The 13,207-nt window shown below is 67.4% G+C and carries 13 protein-coding genes; 5 read left to right on the top strand and 8 right to left on the bottom strand.

All coding sequences use genetic code 11. The annotated features are described in order from the left end of the window. Nucleotides 1–71: 71 nt before the first annotated feature. The 3 genes from HMPREF3067_RS08270 to prpD are packed head-to-tail and all read right to left on the bottom strand — an operon-like array spanning nt 72 to nt 3,731. Nucleotides 72–1,244: a bifunctional 2-methylcitrate synthase/citrate synthase gene (locus HMPREF3067_RS08270; protein WP_070769243.1), complete on the bottom strand. Its 1,173-nt coding sequence runs from the start codon at nt 1,242–1,244 to the stop codon at nt 72–74. A gap of 49 nt (nt 1,245–1,293) precedes the next feature. Further along, nucleotides 1,294–2,220 (bottom strand): methylisocitrate lyase, encoded by a 927-nt coding sequence (gene prpB, locus HMPREF3067_RS08265; protein ID WP_070769242.1) that lies wholly within the window; start codon nt 2,218–2,220, stop codon nt 1,294–1,296. Beyond that, complete coding sequence (gene prpD, locus HMPREF3067_RS08260) at nt 2,220–3,731, bottom strand: 2-methylcitrate dehydratase PrpD (RefSeq protein ID WP_070769241.1); 1,512 nt, start codon at nt 3,729–3,731, stop codon at nt 2,220–2,222. The genes prpB and prpD overlap by 1 nt, the downstream gene beginning before the upstream one ends. Nucleotides 3,732–3,923: 192 nt before the next feature. On the opposite strand from prpD, the gene HMPREF3067_RS08255 reads away from it, so the two are divergent. Continuing rightward, the gene (locus HMPREF3067_RS08255; RefSeq protein ID WP_070769240.1) at nt 3,924–5,240 is read left to right on the top strand and encodes a short-chain fatty acyl-CoA regulator family protein; all 1,317 of its coding nucleotides are present in this window, start codon (nt 3,924–3,926) and stop codon (nt 5,238–5,240) included. A 124-nt stretch (nt 5,241–5,364) separates the two neighbouring features. Beyond that, complete coding sequence (locus tag HMPREF3067_RS08250) at nt 5,365–5,706, top strand: hypothetical protein (RefSeq protein WP_070769239.1); 342 nt, start codon at nt 5,365–5,367, stop codon at nt 5,704–5,706. 134 nt (nt 5,707–5,840) lie between these two features. Here HMPREF3067_RS08250 and HMPREF3067_RS08245 read toward each other — a convergent pair whose 3' ends face one another. The 4 genes from HMPREF3067_RS08245 to upp all read right to left on the bottom strand — a co-directional run bounded on the left by HMPREF3067_RS08245 (nt 5,841) and on the right by upp (nt 9,780). Continuing rightward, on the bottom strand, nt 5,841–7,268 hold the full coding sequence (locus HMPREF3067_RS08245) for an NAD(P)H-quinone dehydrogenase (protein WP_070769238.1): 1,428 nt from the start codon (nt 7,266–7,268) through the stop codon (nt 5,841–5,843). 98 nt (nt 7,269–7,366) lie between these two features. Beyond that, nucleotides 7,367–8,596: an amidohydrolase gene (locus HMPREF3067_RS08240; RefSeq protein ID WP_070769237.1), complete on the bottom strand. Its 1,230-nt coding sequence runs from the start codon at nt 8,594–8,596 to the stop codon at nt 7,367–7,369. Between the two features lie 126 nt (nt 8,597–8,722). Continuing rightward, nucleotides 8,723–9,091 carry a helix-turn-helix transcriptional regulator gene (locus HMPREF3067_RS08235; protein WP_371259787.1) on the bottom strand — a complete coding sequence of 123 codons (369 nt, stop codon included), beginning with the start codon at nt 9,089–9,091 and terminating at the stop codon, nt 8,723–8,725. Nucleotides 9,092–9,144: 53 nt separating this feature from the next. After that, nucleotides 9,145–9,780 carry a uracil phosphoribosyltransferase gene (gene upp / locus HMPREF3067_RS08230; RefSeq protein WP_070769235.1) on the bottom strand — a complete coding sequence of 212 codons (636 nt, stop codon included), beginning with the start codon at nt 9,778–9,780 and terminating at the stop codon, nt 9,145–9,147. A gap of 76 nt (nt 9,781–9,856) precedes the next feature. On the opposite strand from upp, the gene HMPREF3067_RS08225 reads away from it, so the two are divergent. From HMPREF3067_RS08225 to HMPREF3067_RS08215, 3 genes are read left to right on the top strand one after another with little or no spacing between them, the layout of a single operon-like run. Then, nucleotides 9,857–10,144: a hypothetical protein gene (locus HMPREF3067_RS08225; protein WP_070769234.1), complete on the top strand. Its 288-nt coding sequence runs from the start codon at nt 9,857–9,859 to the stop codon at nt 10,142–10,144. Next, nucleotides 10,144–11,115 (top strand): C40 family peptidase, encoded by a 972-nt coding sequence (locus tag HMPREF3067_RS08220; RefSeq protein WP_070769233.1) that lies wholly within the window; start codon nt 10,144–10,146, stop codon nt 11,113–11,115. The genes HMPREF3067_RS08225 and HMPREF3067_RS08220 overlap by 1 nt, the downstream gene beginning before the upstream one ends. A 52-nt stretch (nt 11,116–11,167) precedes the next feature. Beyond that, nucleotides 11,168–12,406: a hypothetical protein gene (locus HMPREF3067_RS08215; RefSeq protein WP_070769232.1), complete on the top strand. Its 1,239-nt coding sequence runs from the start codon at nt 11,168–11,170 to the stop codon at nt 12,404–12,406. A 109-nt stretch (nt 12,407–12,515) separates the two neighbouring features. Here HMPREF3067_RS08215 and HMPREF3067_RS08210 read toward each other — a convergent pair whose 3' ends face one another. After that, nucleotides 12,516–13,205: a type 1 glutamine amidotransferase domain-containing protein gene (locus HMPREF3067_RS08210; RefSeq protein WP_070769231.1), complete on the bottom strand. Its 690-nt coding sequence runs from the start codon at nt 13,203–13,205 to the stop codon at nt 12,516–12,518. Between the last annotated feature and the right edge of the window lie 2 nt (nt 13,206–13,207).

The raw sequence follows: 13,207 nt of genomic DNA, 5'->3' as shown, positions 1-13,207 counted from the left end.
TTAAGCAGGAGCAGGAACGGATGAGTGTGCTGGGAGAATCTCGGCGACCAGACCCCGGCCGGGGGAGGGTCTTAGTAAGACTTCGGCGGGACCGAGCGCTGCTCCTCACCGACGTAGGCAGACAGCGGACGGATGAGCGAGTTGTTCTCGTTTTGCTCCACGATGTGGGCGGTCCAGCCGGTGATGCGGGACATCACGAAGATGGGCGTGAAGAACTCAATGTCGAAGCCCAGGATGTGGTAGGCCGGGCCGGCCGGGAAGTCCAGGTTCGGGCGGATCTTGATGGAGGTGTTTTCGTACATGGTCTTCGCCATGATGTCGTACATCTCGACCCACTGCTCCTGGCCGTGCTCCTTGGCCAGCTCCTTGAAGGCGGCCTCCATGGTGGGAACGCGGGAGTCGCCGTTCTTGTAGACGCGGTGGCCAAAGCCCATGACCAGCTCCTTGTTGGCCAGCTTGTTCTTGGTCCACTCCTCCGCCTTGGCCGGATCTGCAACCTCCAGGAAGTTCTTCATCACGGCCTCGTTGGCGCCGCCGTGCAGCGGGCCCTTGAGCGCGCCGATGGCGGCCACGATGGCGGAGTAGGTGTCCGACATGGTGGAGGTGACCACGCGGGCGGAAAAGGTGGAGGGGTTGAAGGAGTGCTCCGCGTAGAGGATGAGCGACTTGTCGAAGGCCTCGATATCAGCGCGGTTGTTGGCCGGGGATCCTTCCTCCTCACCGAAGACCATCCACAGGAAGTTCTCGGCGAAGCCCTTCTTGCGGGACGGCTGGATGTAGTCCTCGCCGCGGCGGCGGCGGATGTCCAGGGCGATGATCGTCGGGATCTTGGCCATCAGCTCTAAGGCGGTGCGGCGGATGTGCTCGGAGTCGCGGGTGTAGGCCTCCGGGTCCTGGGCGCCGATATAAGAGATGGCGGTGCGCAACACGTCCATCGGGTGGCAGGACAGCGGCATCGACTTGATGAGGTCGATGAGGTGGCGGTCCAGGTGGCGCAGGGCCTTTTCGCGGGCGGAGAAGCGGATGAGGGATTCCTGGCTGGGCAGCTTGCCGTTCCACAGCAGGTAGGCGACCTCCTCGAAGCAGCAGTAGCGGGCCAGTTCCTGGACCGGGTAGCCGCGGTAGGTCAGGGAGTTGGTCTCCGGGACGACCTTGGAGATGGCGGTCTCGTCGACGACGACGCCGTAGAGGCCCTTGCGGATCTCCGGTTCCTGGTTCTTGGTATCAGCTGCGGTATCAGACATGATGAATGCTTCTTTCTTTCAACGAAGGTGGGAAGGTGGGTGGTGGGGTCTAGAAGGTGGGACGGTAGGAGTCCTTGGAGTAGGTGAACACCGAGTTGTCGAAGGCGTTGTACTCGTCGTAGCGGACCAACTCGTAGAGGCGGGAGCGATGCTGCATGCGCTCGAGCCATTCGGCCTGCAGGCCGGTATTCGCCATGTCGCGGAGGAAATCCTCGGTGGCACCCATGGCGACGCGGAAGGTGGAGACCGGCCAGATGACGGCGTTGTAGCCCAGATCTTGCAGTTGCTGGGCGCTGAGCAGCTCGGTCTTGCCGAACTCCGTCATGTTGGCCAGCAGCGGGATGTCCACCGCGGCGCGGAATTTCTCGAAGTCGGCGGGGCTGTAGAGGGCCTCGGTGAAGATCAGGTCGGCGCCGGCGTCGGCGTAGGCCTTGGCGCGCTCGATGGCCTCGTCGATGCCGTGGATGCCGGCGGCGTCCGTGCGCGCACAGATGACGAAATTCTCGTCGCGGCGTTCGTTGACGGCGGCGGTAATACGGCGCACCATCACGTCGGTTTCCACGACCTCCTTGCCGTCCAGGTGGCCGCAGCGCTTCGGGTTGACCTGGTCCTCCAGGTGGCAACCGGCCAGGCCGGCGTCCTCCAGCGCGGCGATGGTGCGGGCGGCGGACATAGGCTCGCCGAAGCCAGTGTCGGCATCGACCAGCACGGGCAGGTCGGTCACGCGGGCTATCTGCCCGGCGCGCTGGGCCACCTCGGTCAGGGTGGTCAGGCCGATATCCGGCAGGCCTAAGTCGTTGGCCAGCACGGCGCCGGAGATATAGACGCCACCAAAGCCGCCGATGTCCTGGATGAGCCGCGCGGTCAGCGGGTTGAACGCGCCGGGCAGCCTGGTGATGTTCTCGTCCGCCAGGGCCTGGCGCAGCGCCTGGCGCTTCTCAGTGTCAGTAACGGTGGAACCAAACAGGCCAGCCATTAGAAGAGTCCTTCCGGGGTGTTGGGGGCTTGGGCGAGGGCGGCATCGTTAAGCCGGACGTTGAGCTCGCTCAAATCGGTGAGTTCGCGCAGGTTCTGGGCGGCGGCCAGGAAGCGGTCCTGCTCGGCCGGGTCGACCTGGCCCTCGGCGAGGGTGCGGAACTTGGCAATGTAGTTGTCGCGCTCGAACGGGCGCGCGCCCAGCGGGTGGGCATTGGCCACGGCCATCTCGTCCTCGACCACGGTGCCGTCGTTAAAAGTGATGACCGCCTTGGCGCCGAAGGCCTTCTCATTCGGGTCGTGGGAGTGGTAGCGGCGGGTCCACTCGGGGTCTTCCACCGTGGAGATCTTGTGCCACAGCTCCACGGTGTCCGGGCGGCCGGCGCGCTCCGGGAGGTAGGAGTCCACGTGGTGCCAGCCGCCGTCCTGCAGGGCCACGGCGAAGATGTACATGATGGAGTGATCCAGGGTCTCGCGGGAGGCCCGCGGGTCCATCTTCTGCGGGTCGTTCGCGCCGGTGCCGATGACGTAGTGGGTGTGGTGGGAGGTGTGCAGGACGATGGACTCGATGTCCGCGGTGTCCAGGCCCTTGTCCGCCAAGGTCTGCTTCATGCGGATGGCCAGGTCGATGGGCGCCTGGGACTGGTATTCCGCGGAGTGCTCCTTGGTGTAGGTGTCCAGGATGGCTCGCTTGGCCTCGCCGGGGGCCGGCAGCGGCACGGTGTAGGTGCGCTCCGGGGAGTGCAGCATCCAGGCGATGAAGCCGTCCTCGCCCTCCCAGATGGGGGCCGGCGCGCCCTCGCCGCGCATGGTGCGGTCGACGGCCTCGATGGCCATCTTGCCGGCGAAGGCCGGGGCGTAGGCCTTCCAGGAGGAAATCAGGCCCTTGCGGGACTGACGGGTGGCGGTGGTGGTGTGCAGCGCCTGGCCCACGGCCTGGTAGATGGTCTCGGTGTCCAGCTCGAGCAGGGTGCCCAGCCCGGCGGCCACGGACGGGCCGAGGTGGGCGACGTGGTCGATCTTGTGCTCGTGGAGGCAGATGCCCTTGACCAGGTTGACCTGGATCTCGTAGCCGGTGGCCACCGCGCGGATGAGCTCCTTGCCGCCCAGGCCCTTGTGCTGGGCGACGGCCAGCAGCGGCGGGATATTGTCGCCGGGGTGGGAGTATTCGGCGGCCAGGAAGGTGTCGTGGAAGTCCAGCTCGCGCACGGCGGTGCCGTTGGCCAGGGCGGCCCACTCGGCGGAGTAGGTGCCGTCGATGCCGAAGACGCTGGCGCCGCCTTCGGTGACCGGGTGGCCTTCGGCCATGGTGCGCGCGGAGGTGACCGGGCGGCGGGTGACGGAGGCAACCGCCACGGCCGCGTTATCGATGATGCGGTTGATGATCATGTCCGCGACCTCGTCGTCAACGGCCACCGGGTCCGCGGCGACCTGCGCCACCTTGTAGGCCAGGTGCTCCTCCAGCGGGAAGTCCTCCGCGGACTTGTGGGTGCGTACTTGGTGCTCGATCATGGTCTGCCGTGCCTGCCTTTCTAAGCCCCATTGTGAGGACCGTAACACTTGTTTGCGTTTCACATCACACTAGGCGGTTGCCACGGTCCCAGACCACAAGTAAAGTTTGCGGAATAGAGTGGAATATGACTGCAATTCCCGCAAAATCTGTAAAATCCGCAGCACACGAGCGCCAAAGGAAGATTGAATACGATGAGCAAGCACTACGCGGGGGCAAGGATCCACGCGCTCCGCAAGTCCCGCGGCCTCACCCAGGTGGCCATGGCCAAGGAGCTGGACCTGTCCACCAGCTACCTCAACCAGCTGGAAAACGACCAACGCCCGCTGACCGTGACGGTGCTGATGCAGCTGACCCAGCGCTTCGGCGTGGACCCGACCTACTTCTCGCCGGTCAAGGATGTGCGCACCATCTCCGATCTGCGCACCATCTTCCCCCAGGCGCCCGAGTCCACGCTCTCCGAAATCGCCGCCCGCTACCCCGAGCTCATGCCGGGGCTCGTCGACATCGCCCGGCGCGTGCCGGACTCCCGGCCCGCCGGCTCCTACGAAGTCGTGCGCGATTTCTTCTACGACGCCAACAACTACATCCACGAGCTCGACGTCCTGGCCGAGGAGCTCTCCGGCCGGCTGGGCGACAGCCTGTTCCGCCTGACCCAGCTGTCCACACTGCTCGACCGCGAGCTCGGCGTGCAGGTCCGCTTCCGCGCGGCCGGCCCCCACCTGCGCCGCCACTACGACCCTGAAACCCGGCAGCTGGACCTGCAGGACGGGCTGACCGATGCCCAGCTGTGCTTCCAGATGGCCCTCCAATACTGCCTGCTAGCCTACCGCGACGTCCTGTACAACCTGGTCTCCGAGCTGGCCGATGCCGATTCCCGCGACCTGGCCACCTACGGCCTGGCCCAGTACTTCGCCGCCGCCGTGACCATGCCGTACACCGCCTTCCTCGAGCAGGCCGAGGACTTCCGCTACGACGTCGAGCGCCTCGGCACCGCCTTCGGAACCAGCTTCGAAGCCACCGCCCAGCGGCTAGCCACCCTCCAGCGCCCCGGCGCCCAGGGCGTGCCGTTCTTTTTCATCCGCACCGACCGCGCAGGCAATATCTCCAAGCGCCAGTCCGCCACCAGCTTCCACTTCTCCCGCTCCGGCGGCTCCTGCCCGCTGTGGGTGGTCCACCGGGCCTTCGAGACCCCCAACCGCATCACCCGCCAGGTCGCCACCATGCCCGACGGGCACAGCTACCTGTGGATCGCCCGCCACATCCAGGGCCAGGTCCAGCCCTTTGGCACCCCGCGCAAGGAGTTCTCCGTCGGCCTGGGCTGCGACATCTCCCAGGCCCACCGGCTCATCTACTCCGACGCCCTCAACCTCAACCCGGCCGCCGCCACCCCCATCGGGCCCGGGTGCACCACCTGCCCGCGCAGCGCCTGCCCCCAGCGTGCTTTCCCGCAGTCCGGCGTCGAGGCGCACCACGATCTCAACGCCAGCCCCAGCGGCCTGCGGTTCTAACCGCGCTGGGGCGCTCGCCCCAGAAAACACCGCTGCAGCGGTTGACACACGGGCGGGAGTTTGACTAGCTTTGTGTAGCTATCTCAGAAATAGATGACCCCAAAATGAGGGATGGACGCCCGCCGTGACGATTACGCCCCGCCTGCCGAAGACCGCCGCCGCCATTACCCTGCTGGCCGTAGCCGGGGCCGTGGCCCTGCTCGTTGCGGAGGCCGGGGCCGCCTTTCGCGTAACGGAATGGGTGGCGCTTGTACTCGCCGTGATATCGCTGGTGTCCATCCTAGCGCGCCCACAGGCGCCGCGGATGCCGAAAATTGTGGGCAGCCTCGGCGCCGCGCTCATCATCGTAGGAGTGGGGTCCTTCATCGCGCTGACCGGCACCGCGTCCATCAACCTGGCGGGCCTGGCGGCCCTGGCCGTGGGCTTTATCGCGCTGCTGTCCTACCTCTTCCTGCCCCGGGCCTAGGCCGCGGGGGCGGCGGAAGCGCGTAGGAAACGCAGCAAAAGGGGGTTAAGTAGCAAAAAGGCAGCTGGTCTGTGACCAGCTGCCTTTAATTTATGCCGTCGGGGGCCGCCCCGGGAGGGGCGTTTGAGTAGTGCCTACTCTAGGTCGTCGTGGGCAACTAGACGGCGGGCGGCCTCGGTGATGGTGCCGGACAGGGACGGGTAGACCGCGAAGGAATCCGCCAGCTGGTTTACGGTGAGCTGGTTGGTCACGGCGACCGCAATCGGCAGGATGAGCTCGGAGGCCGTCGGAGCGACGACCACGCCGCCGATGACGCGGCCGGAGGTCTGGCGGCAGAACAGCTTGACGAAGCCGTGGCGCAGCGAGCGCATCTTGGCGCGCGGGTTGGTGCTCAGCGGCATGGTGATGGTGCGGGCGGCCACGTCGCCGTTTTCGATCTCGGCCTGGGTGAAGCCGACGGCGGCGATCTCCGGGCGGGTGAACACGGCGGTGGCGACGGTCTTCAGGCGCAGCGGGGACACGCCCTCGCCCAGGGCGTGGTACATGGCAATGCGGCCCTGCATGGCGGCCACGGAGGCCAGCGGGAACAGGTCGGAGCAGTCACCGGCGGCGTAGATGCCGGCCACGCTGGTGCGCGAGACGCGGTCGACCTCGATGTGGCCGGACTTGGTGGTCGCCACGCCGACGTTTTCCAGGCCCAGGTTCTCCGTCTTCGGGATGGAACCAATCGACATCAGGGCGTGGGAGCCGAAAATCTCGCGGCCGTCGGAGGTCTTGACGCACACGCCGCCGTCCTCGGTACGGGTGATGGTGTCCACGCGGGCGTGCTTTTCCAGCTCGACGCCGCGCTCGGACAAGACAGTCTCCAGCACGTCGGCCGCGTCGGCGTCGTCGTGCGGGAGGATGCGGTCGCGGGAGGCGACCATAGTGACCTTCACACCCAGCTCCGCAAAGGCGGAGACGAACTCCGCGCCGGTAACACCGGAGCCGACCACGACGAGGTGCTCGGGCAGGTCCTGCAGGTTGTAGACCTGCTGCCAGGTCAGGATGCGCTCGCCGTCCGGCTGGGCGCCCGGCAGGATGCGCGGGGTCGCGCCGGTGGCGATCAGCACCAGATCCGCCTCCAGGACCTCTTCCTCGCCGCCATCGTTGTGCACCGCGGTGACCTTGTGGCACGCGCTGGCGCTGGCGGTTTGGTCCTCGCCGAAGTAGCCGCGGCCGTTGATGACGCGCACGCCGGCGCGCTCCATGTCGTTTTGGATATCGCCCGACTGGTTGGCGGCCAGGGCCTGCACGCGCTCGTTGAGGGCCTGCAGTGCCAGCGGCATGTGCCCCAGGTGCTCGTTGAGCCCCATGGCCTCCGCACGCCGCAGGTCGGTCTTAATGTTGGCGCCCGCGATGAAGGACTTCGACGGCACGCAGTCCAGCAGGATGCCCGAGCCACCCATGCCTTGATCTTCAATCAGTGTGATGTCGGCGCCATACTTGGCACCGGCCAAAGCTGCTTCATAACCTGCGGGGCCGCCGCCGATGATGACAATTCGCTGCGACTGGTGAGACACGTAGAAAAGCTCCTTTAATAAACTTCAGGCGATTAGGTCACGGGGAAATAGAGACAAGACAAGTGTCATAAAGATACTTCCCCGCCTACTCTACCGCCCTAGCCTAGGTCTACGCCCTCCGAGTTCGCGAATTGCTCCACCACGGAGCCAAAGAGCTTAATGCCCACGCCGATGGCGCGCTCGTCCACCACTAGATCCCCCATGTGCAGATCGAACTGCTCGCCGTCGCCGGACCAGCAGCCCAGGCGCGCCATTGATCCGGGAACGTGCTCGAGGTACCAGGAGAAATCCTCCCCGCCGGAGGACTGCGGGGCCTCCACCACGGCCTGCGGGTCGATGTGGCTGGCCGCGCTGGCCAGCAGGGCGGTGGCCACGTCGTCGTTTAACACCGGCGGCACGCCGCGGTGATAGGACAGGACGTGCTCGACGCCAACGGGGGCGAGGATCTGCTCGATGAGCTCGGTGACCAGCCCCTGGATCTTGCGCCAGACCCCGATATCCGCGGTGCGCACCGTGCCCGAGGCCGTGCCGGTCTCCGGGATGGCGTTCGGCGCGTAGCCGGAGTTGACCTGGCCGAAGACAGCGACCGTACCGGTGCGCGGATCCACTCGGCGCGACAGCAGCGCCGGCAGCTCCGTTATCACCTTGCCCAGCGCGTAGACCACGTCCGCGGACAGGTGCGGGCGGGAGGTGTGCCCGCCAGGCCCGTTGATGGTCAGCTCGACGATGTCGGTGGCCGAGGTGATAGCGCCGGTGCGCACGCCGATGCGCCCGACGCGCAGCTTGGGCTCCACGTGCACCGCGAAGATGGAGTGCACGCCCTTGAGCGCGCCCCACTCGATGACGTCGGTGGCCCCGCCCACCCAGACCTCCTCGGCGGGCTGGAAGATGACCCGAACGCCGACCGGCAGGCCGAAGGCACGGTCATAGTCGGCGATGGCGCAGGCCAGGGCCAGCACCACGGTGGTGTGCACGTCGTGGCCGCAAGCGTGCGCCACCCCGCGGACCTCCGAGGTAAATTCTAGGCCGGTGACCTCCGTGACCGGCAGGGCGTCGATGTCCGCGCGGAAGGCCACGCGCCCGCCCTCGGTATCCGGGCCGATGTCGGCCATCAGGCCGGTCTCCGGGAAGCGGTGGGCGCTAACGCCGTACTCGGCCAGGCGGGCGGCGATATACCGGGTGGTCTCTACCTCCCGGTTGGCCGTTTCCGGGTGGCGGTGGATGTGGCGGCGCCAGCCATGAATCTCCGCCCGGTGTCCCTCGAACCAGGCGCCGACGAACGCGCTGATTGACTGTGGGACCACCGGGTCTCCCGCCTGGTCTGCCATGAATGGCCTCCTCACCGCGCTAGGCAACTGCTCGTTTAGTACTCGCCACAGTCTACAACTAGACCATGCTGTTCAGTTAGTCGCCCAGTATAACCGCCCCTCCCCCGGACGCCAATAGCCGGCCCCTCAACGTGCCCGCGCGGCCGGGAAGGGATGGCTCGTCGCCTCGCGGCGGCGCTGGCGCACGTACGCCGGCGAGAAAGCGGCGACGTCGGAGACCTCGGCCACCAGCGAGGCCGCGAACTGCCGGGTGTACGGCAGCAAGACCGCCGGCGGGATCTCCAGGGCCAAGGCCAGCTTGTAGACCGTGGAGATGGTCGGATCCGCGGCGCGGGCGCGCTCCAGGTTGCCGATCTGGTTGCGGGAAACACCGGAGATATCCGCCAGCGCCCGTTGGGACAGGCCGCGGCGCACCCGCGCTGTGCGCAGGTTACTGGCGAATAATTCCCCGCAGGATTTCCAAAAGCTCAAGGCCGGACGCGCGATCGTAGTCAAAACTTCCCCACCCCCGTGGAAGACGCTCGATGATGTGCGCCTTAAAGCCTAGCTTAGAAGTCGATGTTGCGCGGGCCGTAGAGGCGGTCACCGGCGTCGCCCAGGCCGGGCACGATGTAGGCCTCCTCGTTCAGGCTCGGGTCAATGCACGCGGTGACCAGGCGCACCGGCAGGCCCGAATTGGCCAGCGCGTCCACGCCCGGCTGTGCCGAGACCATGCAGATGGCGGTGATATCGGTGGCACCGCGGTCGGCCAGCAGCTGCAGCGAGTGCAGCAGCGAGCCGCCGGTGGCCAGCATGGGATCAACCACGAAGACGGTGCGGCCGGATAGGTCCTCCGGCAGGGCCTCCAGGTACGGGACCGGCTCGTGGGTCTCCTCGTTGCGCGCCATGCCGATGAAGCCGACCTGGGCGTCGGGGATCATCGCCAGCGCGGGGTCGATCATTCCCAGTCCGGCGCGGATGATCGGCACGATGATCGGCGGGTCCTGCAGGCGGGTGCCTTCCGCCACGTCCACCGGGGTCTGGCAGTCGAAGTGCTCCACCGGCAGGTTCCGCGCGGCCTCATAGACCAGCATGGTGCCCAGGTCCTTCAGCGCGGCGCGGAAGGCCGCGTTATCGCTGCGGGCGTCGCGCATCAGGGTCAGGCGGGACGCCGCGAGGGGGTGATCAACAACGTAGGTTTCCATGTCCCCCATCGTAGGGCATGGGCAGCACTGAGAAAGTGGCGGGAACCGTGTCGGCGCCCGCGCAGTCTAAGAAGGCATGAGCATTCTCGACGTTGACCCAGATCTGACCCACCAACTAGCCACCGACGTAGCCCGCAACGCCCAGGGCAGCCTGCCTGCCCCACCGGTAGTCCCCCTGGATGCCGCCACGCACGACTTCGGCGCCCACCTGGCCGCCGCTGTGACCAATATTAACCAGCGCACCGAGCGCCTGCGCGCGGACCTGGCGCATATTTCCCGGGCCGGCTACGCCCTGGCCGCGGCCGCGGCCGCTACTGACGAGCACACCGCCGGCCGCTTTAGCGCCCACGCGGGAGGTTCCTAATGCAGGTCATCACCCAGGCTCTCAAGACCATCTCCGAGATGCGCCCGGCCGATCTCCCCGCCGGCGCTCAGCTGCCTGTCAACCCCGACGTCGCGGCGGTGGAGCCGCTCGCACGCATCAGCCAGACCGACGCCACCCCGGTGCTGGCGGCCGCCGGCGCCCTGGCCAGCGACCAAGAATCCCTCCACCAGGCGCTCGCCCGCGGCCGGGACTTGGTCTTTGCCGCCGGCGGGGACATCGTAGGCATCGCCGTGGAGCTGGGGCGCCAGTCCCTGCCCATCGCGCTGGGCATGCTGACCATCAACCCGGCGGCCCGCGCCGCGGCGGCCGCCCAGCTGGCGGCCCTGGCCCAGCAGTTCGTCGCCCGGGCGGGCGCCCGCGTGGCCCAGCTGGTCGAGGAACTCGCCGCGGCCGCGCAGCCGCTGGCCGATATCGCCGCCTCCCACGTGGGCTCCGCCCTGCCGTCGGAAGAACGCGGCGCGCATGCGGTCGCCGCGCTCGAGGAGCGCGCGGCTTCCCCGGGTACTGGGGCTGGCAGCACACCGGCGGCCCTGCCGGAGACCGCGCCGGAAGACGAGGTCGAGCCGGTCGCCCACCGGGAAGATACCGGCGGGGAGGACGGCGGCAACGCCGCGGGCAAGGCGGCGGTTAAGGCCGCGCTGTCCCAGCAGGGCACGCCTTACGTCTGGGGCGGGACGACCCCGAACGGCTTCGACTGCTCCGGCCTGACCCAGTGGGCCTACGCCCAAGCCGGGGTTGACCTGCCGCGCACGGCGGACCAGCAGGCCGTTGGCCGGCAGGTGAACGCCAGCGAGCTGCAGGAGGGAGACCTGGTGGTGTGGGACGGGCACGTGGCCATGTACGCCGGCAACGGCCAGATGGTCGAGGCCGGCGATCCGGTCCAGGTCAACCCGGTGCGCACCTCCAACATCGGGATGCAGTTCCACGGATTCTGGCGGCCTACTGGCTAAAGCCCGGGCGGATCGCCTATCCAGGCGGGAGGTTTGGGTAGACTTAAACGCCATGAGCACCCGCGCGATCGTTCCTGTAAAGCTGAGTTTGCCCGCCGGTGATTACTTCACCCTGTGGGCCCCGAAATGGCGCCAAGACGGCTCCGAGTGGCAGGCCTTCTTAGGCAATGACGAATCCGTCCTGCTGTTCGGCTCCGCCGCCGAGCTGCTGTGCTACGTGGAATCCGACCACAAACACGATCTGCTCGATCACCCGGAGTGGCAGGCCTTCGCCGCCCGCGGCGAGGACCGCATCACCCCGGCCACCCGCGACGTCTACGACCTGGTAGACGTGCCCAACCGCTTGGCCGGCGCGCCCAGCCACGACAACGTCGGCACCGTGGCCCGCAACTTCGAGCTAACCCAGTCACTGGCGGAGGTCTCCGGCGCGGAACACTCCGTGATCTTCTTCGCCAGCCACTCCCTGCTGCGCAACGTCGCCCGCGGCGCCGACCACTACGCCGGCCCGCAGGGCATGAGCGAGTGGACCGGCGTCGGCAGCGTGGTCGCCGGCAACTGGGCCGAGGTCTTGGACGACCTGGAGGCCCACACCCAGGTGGTGGATAGCTCCGAGTTCGACTCCGCACAGGTCGAGGACGCCGACCAGCGCATCACCGCGGCCGCCGCGGCCACCCGAAAGGCCCGCGAGGACGCCGCCGCAGCCCGTAAGGCCGAGGAAGAGGCCGCCGATCCTTACGACAAGTCTATCTGGGCGGCCGCCGGCATCGACCCAGTGAAGATCACCATCGACCAGAAGTCCGTGTACACGCTGCGCACCTACCTGGGCTCCTCCCCTGTCTTTTTGGGCAAGTGGGGCGAGATCTTCACCTTCCCCACCGGCAAGCACCTGGCCCGGTGGGTGATAGAGAACGACGACCACGACCTGGCCCGCGTGTCCACTTGGGAGGACATCGTCAACGCCGGCAACGCCGGCGAGCTCGAGGTCACCGTCCACCCAGACAACCAGTACACCTTCAACGGGATCGCCCGGGACATAGAAAAAGGCCCGGAACACGTCGACTCGCAGCAGATGAACCGCTGCTACGAGGTCTGCGCGGATGCCGCCGACTGGACCGGCGACGACTCGGTGAACTCCTTCTTCCTGTCGCACCCGCGCTTCCAGGACTACCTGGGCTACATGCTGGGCTCGACCGAGCAGGCCGGCTACGTGCCGTCCAAGCCGTTTAACGACCACGCCGAGGCGTGGAAGGAGCTCGAGGAGATGCTGGTCAAGCGCTTCTCCAAGTTCTAGGCCAAGTTTTGGGCCAAGGTTTAAGCCCGACCACCGGCACGAAAGGCAGCCGGCATAGCGAAAGCCAGCACCGAGTGATTATCTTCGGTGCTGGCTTTTTGTTTGTTGACTAGCGCAGCGCGGCTAGGATGCGCTGGGCCAGCGGCTCCGAGGAGACCGGGTTCTGGCCGGTAAACAGGTGGCGGTCCTTGACCACGTTGGGCTGGAGGGGATCGGCGGCGCGGTAGTCCGCGCCCAGCTCCCGCAGGCGCTGCTCCAGGCTCCACTTCGCCTTCGCCAGCGTCTCCTCGCCCTCCTCGACGTCGCTGAAGGCGGTCATCTCGTAGCCGGCGAACGGCCACTCGCCGTTCTCATCGGCCGGCACGGCCAGCAGCGCCGCCGGCGCGTGGCACAGCAACGCCAGAGGGCGGCCGGCCGCGTGGCGGCGGGCCAGCAGGGCCGCCGAGGTGGCATCCTCAGCCAAGTCCTCCATCGGGCCGTGGCCGCCCGGGTAGAAGACGACGTCGTAGTCGGCCTCGTCGACCTCGGCCAGATCCAGCGGCTGGGACAGCTCGTAGTGGATAGCCGCGAGGTAATCCTCCTGGGACTCGCGCTGCATCTCATTCAGGCTTTCCAGGCTGGCCTCGTCCACAACGGGCTCGCGCCCTCCCGGGGTGGCAAAGGCGATCTCCCAGCCCGCGTTGGCAAAGGTGCGGTGCGGGGCGACGAGCTCTTCGGCCCAGAAGCCGGTCTCGCGCGTGCTGCCGTCGGCCAGCGTCCATTCCTGCGCCGCGGAGATTACGAACAGTACTTTCGACATGG

The sequence above is a fragment of the Corynebacterium sp. HMSC04H06 genome (assembly GCF_001815935.1).
In the GTDB taxonomy this organism is placed as follows: Bacteria; Actinomycetota; Actinomycetes; order Mycobacteriales; family Mycobacteriaceae; genus Corynebacterium.
This window is presented reverse-complemented; position numbering and strand designations above follow the sequence as displayed.